We start from the raw sequence: 15,035 nt of genomic DNA on the forward strand, positions 1-15,035 counted from the left end.
CCGCCCCCCCACACCCCTGCCCCTCACCGGTCCCGCTCGCCTCCCCTGGCCTTCGGCTCCGCCGAGGCGGCGAGGGTGTCGAGGAACCGCTTGAGCGCCGGCGTCCCGTCCCTCCCCAGCCCCCGCTGGACCGGCGGAACGGTCGCTCCGCGCCGGCTGTCGGACGCCTGGCACGGGCCGGGCCGCTCCTCGGTCCGGACGGTCACGGCGCGGCGGACGAACTCGGCCACCGGCATCCCGAGGCGATCCGCGTGACGCACGATCGCGGCGTACTCATCGGGCGTGAACAAGACCTGCACAGGCTTGGCACCGTCCATGGACGCATGATGCCGCCCGGGCGTGTGTGACGCGGCGCGGTTGGCATATTCGCCCTCGAAGGCGTGAAAACAGGGGAAGACGCCCCCATGAATGGAGTGTGACCCCGACCGGACGGGGGAATCTCGGTCGGGGTCACAACATGTTCAACGATAAACCATGGATCGGCGTTCCTTGACCCGGGGGTCGGGGCTGTGACCTGCGTTACGCCAGGAACCGCCCCACTCACCGCCGTTGCGCGTCAATGCCCCGGCCTATCGTGGCGCCATGGTGCTCAGTGGCATAGGCAGGTCGGACGTTCTGCGCGCGGTCGAGGAGTGCGACCGACGCGGTCGGGACGTGTTTCTTCGCCGGTACGGCTTCAAGCCGTCCCGCAGCTATCTGCTGGTGGTCGACGGTCGGTACTACGACTCGAAGGCCATCGTCGGGGTCGCTCACGGCTACCTCCCGGGAGAGAAACCGCTGACCGCCTCGGAGTTCTCAGGCGGCCGCGATCACGCGGCGAAGCTGCTCGGTGCACTCGGATTCCAGGTGGTGACCCAGGAGGCGGTCGGTGAGATCACCGTCGATCGCTTCGTCGACCACATCACCGGCCTGCGCGTCGCCCACGCGGAGACGGGCCCGCGCCTCTACCAGCCGGTCGTCCTGCTGTGGGCCATCGGGCGAGCGTTCCACGGGGAGCCGCGCACGCTGCCCTGGAGCGAAACGAGCGCGGCCCTGAGCGGGCTGCTGCGGAACCACGGACTTCGAGGCGAGCGCGTCCGTCCCGACTATCCGGTCCTGGCCCTCTTCCACGCCGGGCTGTGGACGCTGGACGAGTACGAAGGGACGGTCCCGCCGGCGCACGGTGATGCCGTGCCCCGTCGTTGGTTTGCCGAACAGCGGCCGGTCGGAGGTCTGGTCCCACCCGCGTACGAGCTGATGTGCGCCTCGGGGCAGGCCCGCGTCGCGGCGGTTCAGGCGATCACGGACCGGTTCTTCGGCGGCCTCGACGAGGGTCCGCTGCTCGCCGATGTCGGCCTCTACGAGGAGTCGGTGGCGGACGACCGGCCCGGTGGCCGGGGCGCCGCCCCCGTGGCCGCGGCGCCTTCGTCGGCGGTGGATCCTGTCTCGTCGGCCGCGCAGTACGAACGGTTGTGCACTCTCGTGGAGCGGCGGGAAGCGTCACGTCACCAGCGGCGCCGTGAAGGCGTGTCCCGGGACCCGATCCGGTCGGGGTCCGCCCGGCGGGCGGTGCTCATCAGGAGCGAGGGGCGATGCGAGAACCCGGTGTGCGGCGGTCAGCCCGACGACGTGACGGACGCGGGCGATCCAATACTGGAGATCGACCACATCGAGGAGATCGCGGGAGGCGGCCGCGATCACCCGAGTCGGATGATCGCCCTGTGCCCGAACTGCCACGCCGTCAAAACCCGTGGCCGAACGCGGGCGGAACTGCGCGAGGCCTTTCTCGAAGTGGTGCGCGAACGGCACCGGGCCGTGCGGGAACGTCACCAGCGGGAGGGCGGACCGACCGCTACTGCATGAGCATGATCGCCGAAGCCGTCGTCCCCACGATGACGATGAACGTGCGCATCGCCAGGGGCGGGAGCTTGCGGCCGAAGCGGGCGCCGATCAGGCCGCCGACCGTGGAACCCGCGGCGATCAAGCCGGCCGCCGTCCAGTCGATGTCCGCGACGGCGATGAACACGACGGCCGCGACACCGTTCACGAGGGAGGCGAGTACGTTCTTCGCGGCGTTGAGGCGTTGCAGGTCGTCCGGGAGGAAGGTGCCGAAGAGGGCCATGAGCAGGACGCCCTGGGCCGCGCCGAAGTAGCCGCCGTAGACGCCGGTGACGAGGACCCCGCACCACATGGGGGCGCCGCCGTCGCTCTTCGCTTCGCCCCGGCGGTTCTTGAGTCTGCGGTTCAGCCAGGGTTGCAGCAGGACCAGGAGGCACGCGGTCAGGATGAGTGCGGGGACCACCGCCTGGAAGGCGTCCGCGGGGAGCCGCAGGAGCAGCAGGGCGCCGATGAGGCCGCCGATGAGAGAGGCTGCTCCGAATCGCAGTAGGCGTCTGAGCTGGCCTTTCATCTCGCGGCGGTAGCCGTACGCGGCGCTCAGCGTGCCCGGCACCAGGCCGAGGTTGTTCGACACGTTGGCGAGCACCGGCGGGAGGCCGAACGCCAGCAGGGTGGGGAAGGTGATGAGGGTGCCGGACCCGACCACCGCGTTGAGCCCGCCGGCCGCGACACCGGCGGCCCCGACGGCCACCATTTCGAGCGCTTCCACACGTCACCTTTCCCGAGTCGATGGCCCGCGCCCCGGGACTCCGTGAACCCCGGGTCGACGCCCGTCGCCGGGTCGCCGCCCGGGCCATCAACGATCTTGGTGCACGGTGAAAACCCAAGTCAATCCTCGGGTTTCCTTGTAGCCGTCCAAGGGATAGCTTCGCCCTCGTGACCCTCGACGACCTTCGCATCTTCATCGCCGTGTGCCGAGCCGGCAGCCTCAGCGCCGTGGCCCGCGACCTCTCCTGTACGCAGTCGGCGGTGAGCCAGCACGTCAAACGTCTGGAGCGGGAGCTCGGCGTCAGTCTCCTGGAGCGGCACGCCCGGGGTGTCGTGCCCACCTCGGCCGGGCGCACCCTGCGGGCGGCCGCCGCCGACGGGATCGGCGGCATTGACCTCGCCGTGCGCCGGCTGCGCGAGCAGGCGCGCGGCGACGGCGGCGCGGTGCGGATCACCACGGGGGCCACCTCCGTACGGCACTTCATGGCCGAAGCCGTCGTCGGCTTCCGGGACCGCTATCCGCGTGTCAGCCTGGAGTTTCAGACCGTGAGCTCCAGTCGCGGCTGCTTCGACGCGCTCGCCGCCGACGACCTGGACCTCGCCTGGATCACTCTCGGCGAACCCGTGCGCGGCATCGAGCAGCGGCCCGTCGTGGAGCTGCCCTGGGTCCTCGCCGTCCGCGCCGACGACCCGCTGGCCGGCCGCCGTCGCGTCGAGCCCGCGGAGCTGGCCGCGGCACAGCTCATCACGCCCCCGGAAGGCTCGACCTCGCGCGGCCGACTCGATGCGCACCTCGGCGAGTTGGATGTGGTGCTGCCGACCGTCACCAGCGTCGCCGACTGGGACACCGCCGTCCTTCTGGCCGAGCTCGGGCTCGGCCAGGCCGTGGTGCCCGCGTTGCCCGGCTGGCGCGAGAGCGGCCCCGCCGGGCTCTGTCTCGTCCCGGTCCCGGAGCTGCCGCCGCTCTCGGTGGGCTGGGCGGTGCGCCGCTGGGACGCGCTGAGCCCGCTGGCCCGCGCCTTCGCCGACACCGTCGCCGAGCACTGCGCGCCGCTCGGCGCGGCCCCCGCTCAGGGGGCGAGTCCGGCGGCGCGCGTCTGAAGGTAGTGGGCCTCGGGGCGGCTGAGGGTGCCCCGGGCCGCCAACTGGTAGGCGGCGCGCGCCTCTTCGGTGTCGCCCGCCTTCTCCAGCAGGTGGGCGCGTACGGCCGCCAGGCGGTAACGGCCCCTCAGGCGGCCCTCCAGCGCCGTCAGTTCGCCGAGTCCGGCCCGGGGCCTGTGCACCATCGCGTAGGCCACAGCCCGCCCCAGCTCGGCCATCGGCTCGGCGGCGAGGCGGACGAGGCGGACGAGGCGGACGAGAACGTCGTACAGGGCGAGGGTCTGCGGCCAGTCGGTGGCGTCCGCGTGTTCCGCCTCGTCGTGCAGCGCCGCGATCGCCGCCTGCACCTGGTAGGCGCCGGGCGGCCCTTGGGAGAGCGCCTCCTCGACGAGCGCCGTGCCCTCGGCGATCGCCCGCCGGTCCCAGCGGGTGCGGTCCTGCTCGTCGAGCGGGATCAGCTCACCGTGCGGCCCCGTTCTCGCCGCGCCACGGGCCTCGGTGAGCAGCATCAGCGCCAACAGGCTTGTCACCGCGCCCTCGTGGGGCAGCAGACGGCGTACCAACGTGTCAGGCGGATCGCCTCGCGGGCGAGCTCCGCGTGGTGCAGGGCCTCGCCGAGCGTCAGCCGCGCGAAGGCCAGGATCAAGGGAACGCCGCTCCGCCAGCCGGGGCCCGAGAACCGCGACGCGCGGCTCGCCGTGGTCCTCCAGGTGCTCTACCTGATCTTCAACGAGGGGCGATCCCGGCCGTGGTCAGCCCGCCGACGGCGCGCAGGGTCAGGGCGACCTGCGCGGCCGGCGTCAGCTCCGGATGACAGCACAGGAACAGCAGCGTGAGCGTGTCGTCGTCGGCCGGGGCGCGGCTCTCGCCCGGCGGGGGAGCGGTGAACGCGTCCCGGGGCGTGAGGCGCACCGCGTCCTCCTACCCGTCACCGATTCGTAGTCGGCCTGCGAGCCCTGGACCATCACCAGGTACTTAAAGAATTTTATCGGCGGGCAACCTTCTGTGCCTTCGGCGGCGACTGCTCAGCGGCCCGTTCCACCGGATACGGGCGTCCCCCCACGTACGGACAGATGGGAAGCGACGCATGACTGAGTTGCACGGCCACGGCAAGGCGCGGCACCGGAGAAAGAAGACGGCCCTCGTGGTGGGTACGCCGCTGGCCGTCGTCGCCGCGGGGGCCATGGCCTACGGCGCGGCTTTCGGAGTGTTCGGAGAGGACGCGCAGCCGCGGGCCGCGGCGGCCGCCCCCGTGCCGGCCTGGGCCGACGACACCGCCGACGGCTTCGCGTCGGTCCACGCACTGGGGCAGAAGGGGACGTACGGCGGCCGGGACGGGAAGACCGTCACCGTGCGGACCCTCGCCGACCTGGAGAAGTACGCGACCGCCCCGGAGCCGTACGTCATCGTCGTGGCCGCGACGATCACCATGGACCCCAAGGGCAAGGAGATCAAGGTCGCATCGGACAAGACGATCGTGGGCGCGGGCACCTCCGGGCAGATCGTCGGCGGCGGTTTCTTCCTCGGGCAGGGCGTCCACAACGTGATCATCCGGAACTTGACGATCCGGGACTCGTACCACGGCACCTGGAACGACAAGGAGCACGACTGGGACGCCATCCAGATGGACGGCGCGCACCACGTGTGGATCGACCACAACGATCTGCGGCACATGGCCGACGGCCTGATCGACAGCCGCAAGGACACCACCAACGTGACGGTGTCCTGGAACAAGCTGAGCGACAACAACAAGACCTTCGGCATCGGCTGGACCGAGAACGCCACCGCCGACCTCACGATCCACCACAACTGGTTCCGCGAGACCGAGCAGCGCAACCCGTCGACCGACAACGTCGCCCACGCCCACCTCTACAACAACTACCTGCAGGACGACCCGGGCACCGACATCACCTCGTCGTACGGCAACTACTCGCGCGGCAGGACGAAGATGGTCCTGGAGAACAGCTATTTCCAGGGCATCAACAACCCCGTCATCAAGGACGCGACAGCCGCTCTCGTCCAGCGCGGCAACGTCTTCGCCAAGACCAACGGCCGCAACGAGAGCGGCGGTACGGCGTTCGACCCGAAGGCGTACTACAAGTACAAGCTCGACAAGGCGGCCGACGTCCCCGCGCTCCTCAAGTCCGGCGCGGGCCCCCGGAGTTCCCTCGGCACGACGGCCGGCGTGCGTGCCGACCGCACCCTCACCGTCGCCAAGGACGGCAGCGGCCAGTACACGAGCGTGCAGAAGGCCGTCGACGCCGTCCCCGCGGGCAACACCTCGCGCGTCGTGATCCGGATCGCCCCCGGCACGTACCGCGAGACGGTGAAGATCCCGGCGAACAAGCCGCACGTCACGGTCGAAGGCACCGGCACCAGCCGCAAGGACACCGTCATCGTCTTCGACAACGCGGCCGGAACGCCGAAGCCGGACGGCTCGGGGAAGTACGGCACGAGCGGCAGCGCGACCTTCGCCGCCGAGGCCGACGACTTCCGGGCCCGCAACCTCACCATCTCCAACGACTTCGACGAGGCACGGAACCAGGGCCTGGAAGGACAGCAGGCGGTGGCGCTGCGCACCGCGGCCGACCGGGTCCGCCTCGACTCCCTCATCGTCAGCGGCGACCAGGACACGCTGCTCCTCGACACGGCCGCCAAGGACAAAGTGGGCCGGGTCTACATGACCAACTCCTACGTCGTCGGCAACACCGACTTCGTCTTCGGCCGCGCCACCGCGGTGATCGACAAGTCCGTCCTCACCCTGAAGAAGCGCTGGAACGGCACCTCGGCCGGATACGTGACCGCGCCCAGCACGACCGCCGGCCGCAAGGGCTTCCTCATCACGCGCTCGACGGTGAACGGCGACGTCTCCGCCGGCAGCTTCTACCTCGGCCGCCCCTGGCACGCGGGCGGTGACGCGAGCCTCGACCCGCAGACCACCGTCCGTGACACCAGTCTCAGCGCCGCCGTGAAGTCGGCGCCCTGGACCGACATGGGCGGCTTCTCCTGGAAGGACGACCGCTTCGCCGAGTACAGGAACACCGGCCCCGGCGCGGGCGGCCCCACCGGGGACCGCCCGCACCTCACGGACGCCCAGGCCGCGAACCAGGAGACCGGCGACTGGCTCGGCGACTGGAAGCCCTAGCCCCCGGGCGGCGTTGCAGGGCGCGGGTTCAGCCCATGTGGACGGGCGCCGCGCCCTCGGCCGTCTCCTGCTTCCGGGCGTTGATGGCGAGCGCGGTGACGGCGAGGCCCGCCAGGAACATGACGCCCGCGCCCACGAAGGCCAGCGTGTAGCCGTGGGTCAGCGCGTCGGCCGCCTCGGCCACCAGGCCGTGGTCCTTCGTGGCCATGCCCCGGTAGAACGAGGCGGCGGCTTCGGGCAGCCGGTCGTTGGCCGCCGAGGTGGAGATGGTCGCGAGGACGGCGAGGCCCAGGGCGCCGCCGATCTGCTGAGCGGTGTTCAGGAGCGCGGAGGCGATGCCCGTCTCCTGGTGGTCGACGCCGCTGACGGCGCCCAGCGTCATCGGGACGAAGCCCATGCCGAGGCCGAGCGCGGTCACGAACATCGCCGGCATCAGATGTCCCGCGTACGACGAGTCCGGGGTCAGCGTGGCGAACCAGAACATGCCCCCCGCCGCCACCAGCAGACCGGGCCCGGCGATCACCCGGGGAGCGAGGCGGGTGACCAGCTTGGCGCTGAGGGCCGCCGCGACACCCATGCCGAGGCTGAACGGCAGGTTGGCGAAGCCGGTCTTGACCGCGCTGTAGCCCAGGATCAGCTGCATGTACAGGGTGAGGAAGTAGAAGGTGGCCATCATGCCGGCGCCGATGAACAGCATCGTGGCGAAGGAGCCGGAGCGGTTGCGGTCCCTGAAGAGCCGCAGCGGCATCATCGGGTGCGGGGTCCGGCTCTGGATGAGCAGGAAGGCGCTGAGCAGGACGGCGGCGACGGCGAAGCAGGACAGCGTCAGGCTGTCGGTCCAGCCGTGTTCGCCGCCGCGCGTGATGCCGTAGACCAGGGCGATCAGGCCGCCCGTGCCGGTGACGGTGCCCGGCAGGTCGAGGCGGCCCGGGTGGCGTTCGGCCTCGACGAGCGTCCGGGTCCCGGCGAGCACGGCCAGGCCGATGGGTATGTTCACGAAGAACACCCAGCGCCAGTCCAGGACATCGGTGAGGACGCCGCCGAGCAGCAGGCCGACGGTGGCGCCGATGCCGGCCATCGCGGCGTAGACCCCCATCGCCTTGTTGCGCGGCTTGCCCTCGGGGAACGTCGTGGCGATCAGCGAGAGGGCGCTGGGCGCCGCGACCGCCGCGCCGACACCCTGCAGGATGCGCGCGCCGATGAGCAGGCCCTCGTTCGGGGCGAGTCCGCCGAGCAGCGACGCCAGGGTGAACACGGCGATGCCCACCTGGAACATCCGCCGCCGGCCGAAGAGGTCTCCCGCCCGGCCGCCGAGGAGCAGCAGCCCGCCGAAGGCCAGCGCGTAGGAGTTGACGATCCACGCGAGGTTCGCGTCGGACACCTCCAGCGCGGTCTGGATGCTGGGCAGCGCGATGTTGGTGATCGTGCCGTCGAGCACCACCATCAGCTGGGCCGCGGCGATCACGAACAGGGCGAGGCCAAGGTGCCGGCCGGCGCCGGGTGCGCCACCGGCCGTGCCCGCCGGTGAGGAAGTGGTGACAGCCGTGCTGTCAGCAGACATGAAAGAGCTCCAGAACGAGGCGTGGACACATTCCGCCGGAACGGGAATCAGGCGCGGAAGGCCTTCTCCCATTCCGGTGTGAGGGGCTGCGACGACCGGCCGCAAAGGACCGGATCACCGCTGCGCAAGCCGAGCGGTGCGCCGACGAAAAGACGGCCCGGCTCGGGACAAGAGGAAACCCTAACACTCAAAAGCCGCTGGTAGAGGACGTGAGAGCGAAATGCAAGCGCAGTCGGCAACGGACTTGACATTTCTCGCGCTTTCCTAGGCCACCGACTTTTTCGGGCCTTATTGATTCCACTTGCATTTTCGTCCGAGCTGTGAGCAATGAGGGCGCTGGGCGCCTCGGTTCGTGCTCACACTTTCCGAGAAATGGCAACTTGCACTAACGTGCACGTCCGGGTCGAGGGAGGGGAGGAGCAGTGACCACCGACGTCGGGGTCTCCCTGTGGCGGAACCGCGACTACCGCGTCTTCCTCCTCATCCAGACCTGCTCCGCCCTCGGCGACTCGTTCTCGTTCGTGGCGATACCGCTCCTCGTGCTGCACAGCACGGGCTCGGTCGTCCAGATGGGCCTGGTCACCGGGATGACGGGCGTCGCGTCGATCGTCACCGGCCTCTTCGCCGGTGTGATCGCCGACCGGTTCGACCGGCGCGGGCTCCTGATGCTCTCCGACGTGGCGCGCTGTCTGCTGTACGCGCTGATCCCGCTGGTGTGGCTCTTCGCGACACCGATGTGGCTGATCTACACGGTCGTTCCGCTCGCCGGCGGCTTCGCGATGCTCTTCCAGGTGACGTACGTGGCCGTGGTGCCCGCCATCGTCGAACCGGACCAGATCACCAGGGCCAACGCCCACCTCTTCGGCTCCTACGCGGTGGCGACGGTCGGCGGGCCCACCCTGGCGGGCTTCGTCGCGGCGGCGTTCGGTCCCGTGGCCGCCATCGGCATCGACGCCGCCACCTTCGCCGTGTCCGCCGCCGGACTCCTTCTCGTCCGGCTGAGGCCGACGCCGCCACCCGACGGCGACGAGGAGAAGGCGTCCGGCGGGGCGGCGGGCGGGGACGTGCGTGGGGAGTTCCTCGCCGGTATCCGCTTCCTGTGGGCGCACCCCGTCCTGCGCCCGCTGACCGTGCTGCTGTCCCTGGTCATCTTCCTCACGCACGGCATGACCGACGTCATCGTCTTCCGCGTCAAGAAGGACCTCGGGCACGGGGACGGCACGGTGGGCTATGTGCTGAGCGCGGGGACCGTCGGCACCTTCCTCGCCTCGTTCGTGGTCACCCGGGTGCGCAAGGGCTTCGGGTTCGGGCCGAGTTGGGTCGGCGCCACCGCGCTGGGCGGAGTCGCCGTCGGCTGTCTCGGACTGACCGACAGCGTGCCGGTGATCGGCGCGCTCTCGGCGGGCATGCTGCTCGCCACCGGCGTCGCCGGCATCTGCTCCATGTCCCTGCGCCAGGAGGTGACGCCCGGTCACCTCCTCGGGCGGGTCACGGCCGCGTTCTGGACGACGCACTATTCGCTCGGCCCGCTGGGAGCCGCCGCCGTCACCGCGGGAGCGGCCGGGTTCGGGGTCGCCCGGGTGTGCCTCGCCGTCGGTGCGGGCGTGGTGTGCGTGGCGCTGGGCGGGATGCTGACGGGGGTCGTGCGGGCCGAGGGGGCCGCGTGACGGCCGCGGCGTCCGCGTGATGGCGGGGCGGTCTCACCGGCTGCGTGTCGCGCCTCCGAGGCGCTCCTCGTCCGGGTCCGGCGGCGTCGATCCGCTGCGCCCGTTCCGCTTCTCGTCGCCGTGGCCGGGCCACCAGGCCGCGTGTCCGATGAGCGCGGTCAGCGCCGGGGTGAAGATCAGCGCCATGACGAACGCGGCGATGAGGATGCCGAAGGAGAGCGAGAAGCCCATCTGGGAGAGCGTCGAGTTGCCGGCGAGCATCAGCGTCGCGAACGTACCCGCGAGGATCACGCCCGCCGAGCCGATCGTCGGCCCCGAGTGCCGCACCGCCGTGCCTGCGGCGTCGTGCGGGCCGCGGCCCTCGCGGGCCTCCTCGCGCAGCCGCGACACCATGAGGATGTTGTAGTCCGTGCCGAGCGCGACCACGAACAAGTACATGATCACCGGCAGCATGAACATCAACCCCGGCTGGCTGCCGAGCTGCTGGAAGAGCAGGGAGGTCGCGCCGAGGGTCGCGCCGAAGCCGAGCGCGACGGACAGCATCAGGTACCAGGGCGCCACCAGGCTGCGCAGCAGCAGACCGAGGATCACCATGATGGCGAGCGCCGCCACGGGGAAGACCACCGAATAGTCGCGGTCCACCGCCCTGTTGATGTCGACGTACACCGCGGTGGTGCCGCCGACGAGCGCCTTCGTGCCGGCCGGCGCGTCCTCGTGAGCGGCGGGCCGCAGCCGGTCCTTGACGGTGTCGAGCGCCTTGTCGGAGGCCGGCGGGTCCGCGAGGATCACGGAGTACGAGGCGGTCGTACGGTCCGGACTCAGCCGCGGCGCCCCGACTTCTCCCACGCCCCGGACACCGGAGATCCGCTCGCGGAAGGCGTCGGCCTGCGGCTTCGTCACGGGCCTGTCGGCCGTGGAGGTGAGGTAGACGGAGGTCGGGTCGGTGGTGCCCGCGGGGAAGCCCTTCTGGAGGTTGTCCAGGGCGACCATCGACTCCTTGTCCTTGGGGAGCGACGACCCGGCCAGGTCGAAGTTGGCCTTGTAGCCGAGCGCGCCGAGGGTGAGCGCCCCCATGAACACCGCGGAGACCAGCGCCCACACGGCCGGCTTGCGGGCGATGGACGCGCCGAGCCTGGCGAACCCCGTACCGTGCGGCTCCTGCTGCCAGGACTTCGACGGCCAGAACACCTTCGTACCGAGGAGCGACACCACCGCGGGGACGAGCGTGAGTCCGGCGAGCAGCGTCACGAACACCGCGATGGCGAGGGCCGGGCCCATCGACTGCAGCATGCCGAGCGAGGACAGCGTCAGCGCGGCGAAGGCGACGATGACGGCGCCCGCCGCCGACGTGATGGCCTCACCGACCCGCTCGACGGCGTGCACCATGCCGCCCTTCGGGTCCTCGCCCGCGCGCAGGGCCTCGCGGTAGCGGAAGAGCAGGAACAGGATGTAGTCGGTGCCGACGCCGAACAGGACGACGGTCAGGAGCTCCTGGATGGAGGAGTCCGCCTTCATGTCGAAGGCCTTGTTCGCGGAGGCGATCAGGCCGGTCGCCATCGGCGAGATCAGCCCGATGAGGACGACGGGCAGCAGCGCGATGATGGGGCTGCGGAAGATCACAAGCAGCAGCACGATGATGATCACGATCGTGCCGACGCCGACGAGCAGCCCCGCCCGCTCGGACGCGTCGCTCTCGTCGAGCGCCTGCGCCGCCGAGCCGGTGATCCCGGCCGACAGGTCCGTGCCCTTCAACTCCGGCTTCAGATCGTCCCGGAGCTCCTTCACGGCGTCCTGCTGCGAGGTGTCCTCGGGGTCGGTGATCTTCGGCATCGCGACGACGGACGTCTGCACCCGTTTGTTGGGCGAGACCTCGCCGGGCACGACGGCCTGCACCTCGGGGATCTTCCGGCTCTGCAGGTCCTTCGATATGCGGCGCACTTCGGCGGAGTCGGCGGCCGTCAGCTTCTCACCGTCGGAGCGCTGGAAGACGATGATCGCGCCGATGTTCTGCTGCTTGGGGAATTCCTTTTCCTGTACGTCGGAGGCGCGAATGGACTCGTAGTGATCGGGCAGGAAACTCGCCTCGTCGCTGCTGGAGGTGAGTTTCGGCGCCAGTGAGATCACGGCGCCGGCCGCCACCACCCACGCCAGGATGATCCACCAGGGGCGGCGCACCACGAATCGACCCAGGCCAGAGAACATCGGCTACTGCCTCTCCTCGCCCCCGAGGCATAACAGTCGTGTTCCGCCCAGCATCGGCCCGACCGGGCGGCCCCGCCACTCGAACGACACACTTTCGGTCACTCGTGTCGCGGCGGGGCGCTCGGGGGCACCGCTGGACCGTCAGAAGTTGATCATGTGCCCGGCCAGGCCGTGCACCGCTTCCTTGACGGCCTCGCCCAGGGTCGGGTGCGCGTGGACGTTGCGCGCGACCTCGTGGACGGTGAGGTCCCACTGCTGGGCCAGCGTGAGCTCGGGCAGCAGCTCGGTGACGTCCGGGCCGATCAGGTGGGCGCCGATGATCTCGCCGTACTTCGCGTCGCTGATGATCTTCACGAAGCCGACGGTGTCGCCGAGGCCGTGCGCCTTGCCGTTGGCCTGGAACGGGAACTTCGCGACCTTGACGTCGAAGCCCTTCTCCTTGGCCTGCGCCTCCGTCCAGCCGAAGCTGGCGATCTGCGGCTGGGAGTAGGTGGCGCGCGGAATCATCGGGTAGTCGAGTTCCATCGTCTCGGCGTCCGCGAGGGTCTCCGCCGCCACGACGCCCATGGCCTCGGCGGTGTGCGCCAGCATCAGCTTCGCGGTGACGTCGCCGATGGCGTAGATGTGCGGGACGTTCGTGCGGCAGCGGCCGTCGACGTCGATCGCGCCGCGCTCGGTGAGTGCCACGCCCGTCGCCTCCAGGCCGAAACCGGAGACGTTCGGCGCGAAACCGATGGCCTGAAGGACCTTGTCGGCCTCCAGGATCTGCTGCTTGCCGTCCTTGCCGGTGACCGTCACCCGGACCTGCTCGCCGGACTCGTCGATCGACTCGACGCGCGTCGAGGTGAGCACGTCGATCCCGAGCTTGCGGTACTGCTTGGCCAGCTCCTTCGAGACGTCCGCGTCCTCCAGCGGCGCCACGCGGTCCAGGAACTCGACGATCGTGACCTTCACGCCGTAGTTGTGCAGGACGTACGCGAACTCGATGCCGATGGCGCCGGCGCCCGCGATCACGATGGAGCGTGGCAGCGAGTCGGCGAGGATCTGCTCCTCGTACGTCACCACGCGCTCGCTGCGGCTCGTGCCGGGAAGCAGCCGGGGGGTGGCGCCGGTGGCGATGATGCAGTTGTCGAAGCCGATCGTGGCGGTCGTGCCGTCGGACTTCGCGACCTGCAGCGTGTTCGCGTCCAGGAACGTGCCCCGGCCGTCGAACTCCGTGATGCCGTTCTTCTTCATCAGGAAGTGGACGCCCTTGACCCGGCCGTCCGCGACCGTGCGGCTGCGGTTGAACGCCTCGCCGTAGTCGAAGGACACCTGCCCGTCGACCTTGATGCCGTACGTCTTCTGCTCGTGCGTGAAGAGGTGGGCCAGCTCGGCGTTGCGCAGCAGGGCCTTCGTCGGGATGCAGCCGACGTTGAGGCAGACACCGCCCCAGTACTTCTCCTCGACGACCGCTACCCGCTTGCCCAGCTGGGCGGCGCGGATGGCGGCGACATAGCCGCCGGGTCCTGCTCCGAGCACGACGACGTCGAAGCGGTCTTCCATGGGGAGGTCCTCTCTGGGTGGTACGGATCCGGTGGTGCGGATGGCTCTCTGCCCCGATCATCCGCCATGGGGACGCCCGCGCGGTCAGCGGGTGAGACACACCACAGCCCCCACGGCCGGTCCACCGCGCGAGCACACCCCGGTGAACCCGGCAACCGCCGCGCGGCACAAGGCGGTTGAAGTTTCCGAAGTTCGTTCACTCGAACGTGGATCACCGGCTACTGTCGCGACAAGGAACACGTTCCGTGAATCCCGCGGGAGAGGTGGAGAGCGCGCTGTGGCGAGTGACAAACAGTCCGAGACGGTGGCCGGGCCGTCCATTCCCTACGACGTCCCCACTTCGGCCCGCGGCTACGGCTGGATGCTGGGCGGCAAGGACAACTACGAGATCGACCGGAAGTTCGTCCTCTCCACCGTGCCCTCGTTCCCCGAGGTCGTCGACATCTGCCGGCAGAACCGCCAGTTCCTCTACCGCGCGGTGCGCCATCTGACGCGCGAGGAGGGCATCCGCCAGTTCATCGACATGGGCTGCGGGCTGCCCACCGACAACAACGTCCACCAGGTCGCCCAGCGCTTCGCCCCCGACGCCCGCGTCGTCTATGTCGACGTCGACCCGATCGTCCTCGCGCACGGCCGCGCGCTGCTCGCCGACGACTCCTCCACGACGGTCATCATGGGGGACATGCGGGACCAGGACGCGATCCTGGACCACCCCGACGTGGTGCGCCTCATCGACTTCGACGAGCCGGTCGCCGTCCTCTTCCTCTCCGTGGGCCACCACCTCGTCGACGCGGACGACCCGCACCGGATCCTGCGCACGATCATCGACCGGGCGGCCCCCGGCAGCTTCGTGAGCTTCTCGCAGGTCGTCTGCGACGACCCCGAGCGCGGCGCGCGGATGACCGAGCACATCGCCGGCGGCGGTGTGCCGTGGCAGACCCGCACGCCCGCCGAAGTCGACGTCCTGCTCGAAGGCCTCGAACCCGTGGCGCCCGGCGTGGTCAACCTCGTCGACTGGCGGCCCGACCCCGACCAGCCCGCCCTCGCGCCGGTCGACCCCGATCTCGTGCCCTACCTCGGCGTGACCGAAGCCAACAAGGGGATCTACGAGTACGGGGGAGTGCTGCGCAAGCCGTAACGGAACGGTTGACCCGGCGAGACCGACGTCCCACAATGACGACCATGATCCAGCGCCTGACCGCCGCCACCCGGACGTTCGGCGTCCCGT

10 protein-coding genes and 1 pseudogene are annotated in these 15,035 nt (G+C 70.3%); 5 read left to right on the plus strand and 6 right to left on the minus strand.

Going from position 1 to position 15,035, the window contains the following annotated elements; genetic code table 11:
• Window positions 1-23: 23 nt before the first annotated feature.
• Window positions 24-317 (minus strand): hypothetical protein, encoded by a 294-nt coding sequence (locus AB0H82_RS09315; RefSeq protein WP_362990490.1) that lies wholly within the window; start codon window positions 315-317, stop codon window positions 24-26.
• A 265-nt stretch (window positions 318-582) separates the two neighbouring features.
• Between AB0H82_RS09315 and AB0H82_RS09320 the strand changes: the two genes are divergently transcribed.
• Window positions 583-1,842 (plus strand): HNH endonuclease signature motif containing protein, encoded by a 1,260-nt coding sequence (locus AB0H82_RS09320; RefSeq protein ID WP_362990491.1) that lies wholly within the window; start codon window positions 583-585, stop codon window positions 1,840-1,842.
• Here the strand turns inward: AB0H82_RS09320 and AB0H82_RS09325 are convergent.
• Complete coding sequence (locus tag AB0H82_RS09325) at window positions 1,832-2,587, minus strand: sulfite exporter TauE/SafE family protein (RefSeq protein WP_362990493.1); 756 nt, start codon at window positions 2,585-2,587, stop codon at window positions 1,832-1,834. The genes AB0H82_RS09320 and AB0H82_RS09325 overlap by 11 nt on opposite strands.
• 167 nt (window positions 2,588-2,754) lie before the next feature.
• Between AB0H82_RS09325 and AB0H82_RS09330 the strand changes: the two genes are divergently transcribed.
• Entirely contained in the window at window positions 2,755-3,687 is a 933-nt protein-coding gene (locus AB0H82_RS09330; RefSeq protein WP_362990495.1) for a LysR family transcriptional regulator, read from the plus strand.
• On the opposite strand, the pseudogene AB0H82_RS09335 reads toward AB0H82_RS09330, so the two are convergent.
• Window positions 3,657-4,593 (minus strand): annotated as a pseudogene (locus tag AB0H82_RS09335) (DUF6596 domain-containing protein); the annotation flags it as partial. The gene AB0H82_RS09330 and the pseudogene AB0H82_RS09335 sit on opposite strands and share 31 nt — an antisense overlap.
• Before the next feature lie 181 nt (window positions 4,594-4,774).
• Here AB0H82_RS09335 and AB0H82_RS09340 point away from each other — a divergent pair.
• Window positions 4,775-6,832: a pectinesterase family protein gene (locus AB0H82_RS09340; protein ID WP_362990497.1), complete on the plus strand. Its 2,058-nt coding sequence runs from the start codon at window positions 4,775-4,777 to the stop codon at window positions 6,830-6,832.
• 28 nt (window positions 6,833-6,860) lie between these two features.
• Here AB0H82_RS09340 and AB0H82_RS09345 read toward each other — a convergent pair whose 3' ends face one another.
• Window positions 6,861-8,393, minus strand: a complete 1,533-nt coding sequence (locus AB0H82_RS09345) for an MFS transporter (RefSeq protein ID WP_362990499.1) — start codon at window positions 8,391-8,393, stop codon at window positions 6,861-6,863.
• A 422-nt stretch (window positions 8,394-8,815) separates the two neighbouring features.
• Here AB0H82_RS09345 and AB0H82_RS09350 point away from each other — a divergent pair, with 422 nt between their 5' ends.
• Entirely contained in the window at window positions 8,816-10,060 is a 1,245-nt protein-coding gene (locus AB0H82_RS09350) for an MFS transporter (protein WP_362990501.1), read from the plus strand.
• A 33-nt stretch (window positions 10,061-10,093) separates the two neighbouring features.
• On the opposite strand, the gene AB0H82_RS09355 is transcribed toward AB0H82_RS09350, so the two are convergent.
• Together AB0H82_RS09355 and lpdA are read right to left on the minus strand one after the other, a co-directional pair.
• On the minus strand, window positions 10,094-12,262 hold the full coding sequence (locus tag AB0H82_RS09355) for an MMPL family transporter (protein ID WP_362990503.1): 2,169 nt from the start codon (window positions 12,260-12,262) through the stop codon (window positions 10,094-10,096).
• Window positions 12,263-12,403: 141 nt separating this feature from the next.
• Window positions 12,404-13,807, minus strand: coding sequence for a dihydrolipoyl dehydrogenase (gene lpdA, locus AB0H82_RS09360; protein WP_362990505.1), 1,404 nt, complete (start codon window positions 13,805-13,807; stop codon window positions 12,404-12,406).
• A 277-nt stretch (window positions 13,808-14,084) separates the two neighbouring features.
• Between lpdA and AB0H82_RS09365 the strand changes: the two genes are divergently transcribed.
• The gene (locus tag AB0H82_RS09365; RefSeq protein WP_362990507.1) at window positions 14,085-14,945 is read left to right on the plus strand and encodes an SAM-dependent methyltransferase; all 861 of its coding nucleotides are present in this window, start codon (window positions 14,085-14,087) and stop codon (window positions 14,943-14,945) included.
• Window positions 14,946-15,035: the final 90 nt, after the last annotated feature.

Source organism: Streptomyces sp. NPDC050732 (assembly GCF_040654255.1).
In the GTDB taxonomy this organism is placed as follows: Bacteria; Actinomycetota; Actinomycetes; order Streptomycetales; family Streptomycetaceae; genus Streptomyces.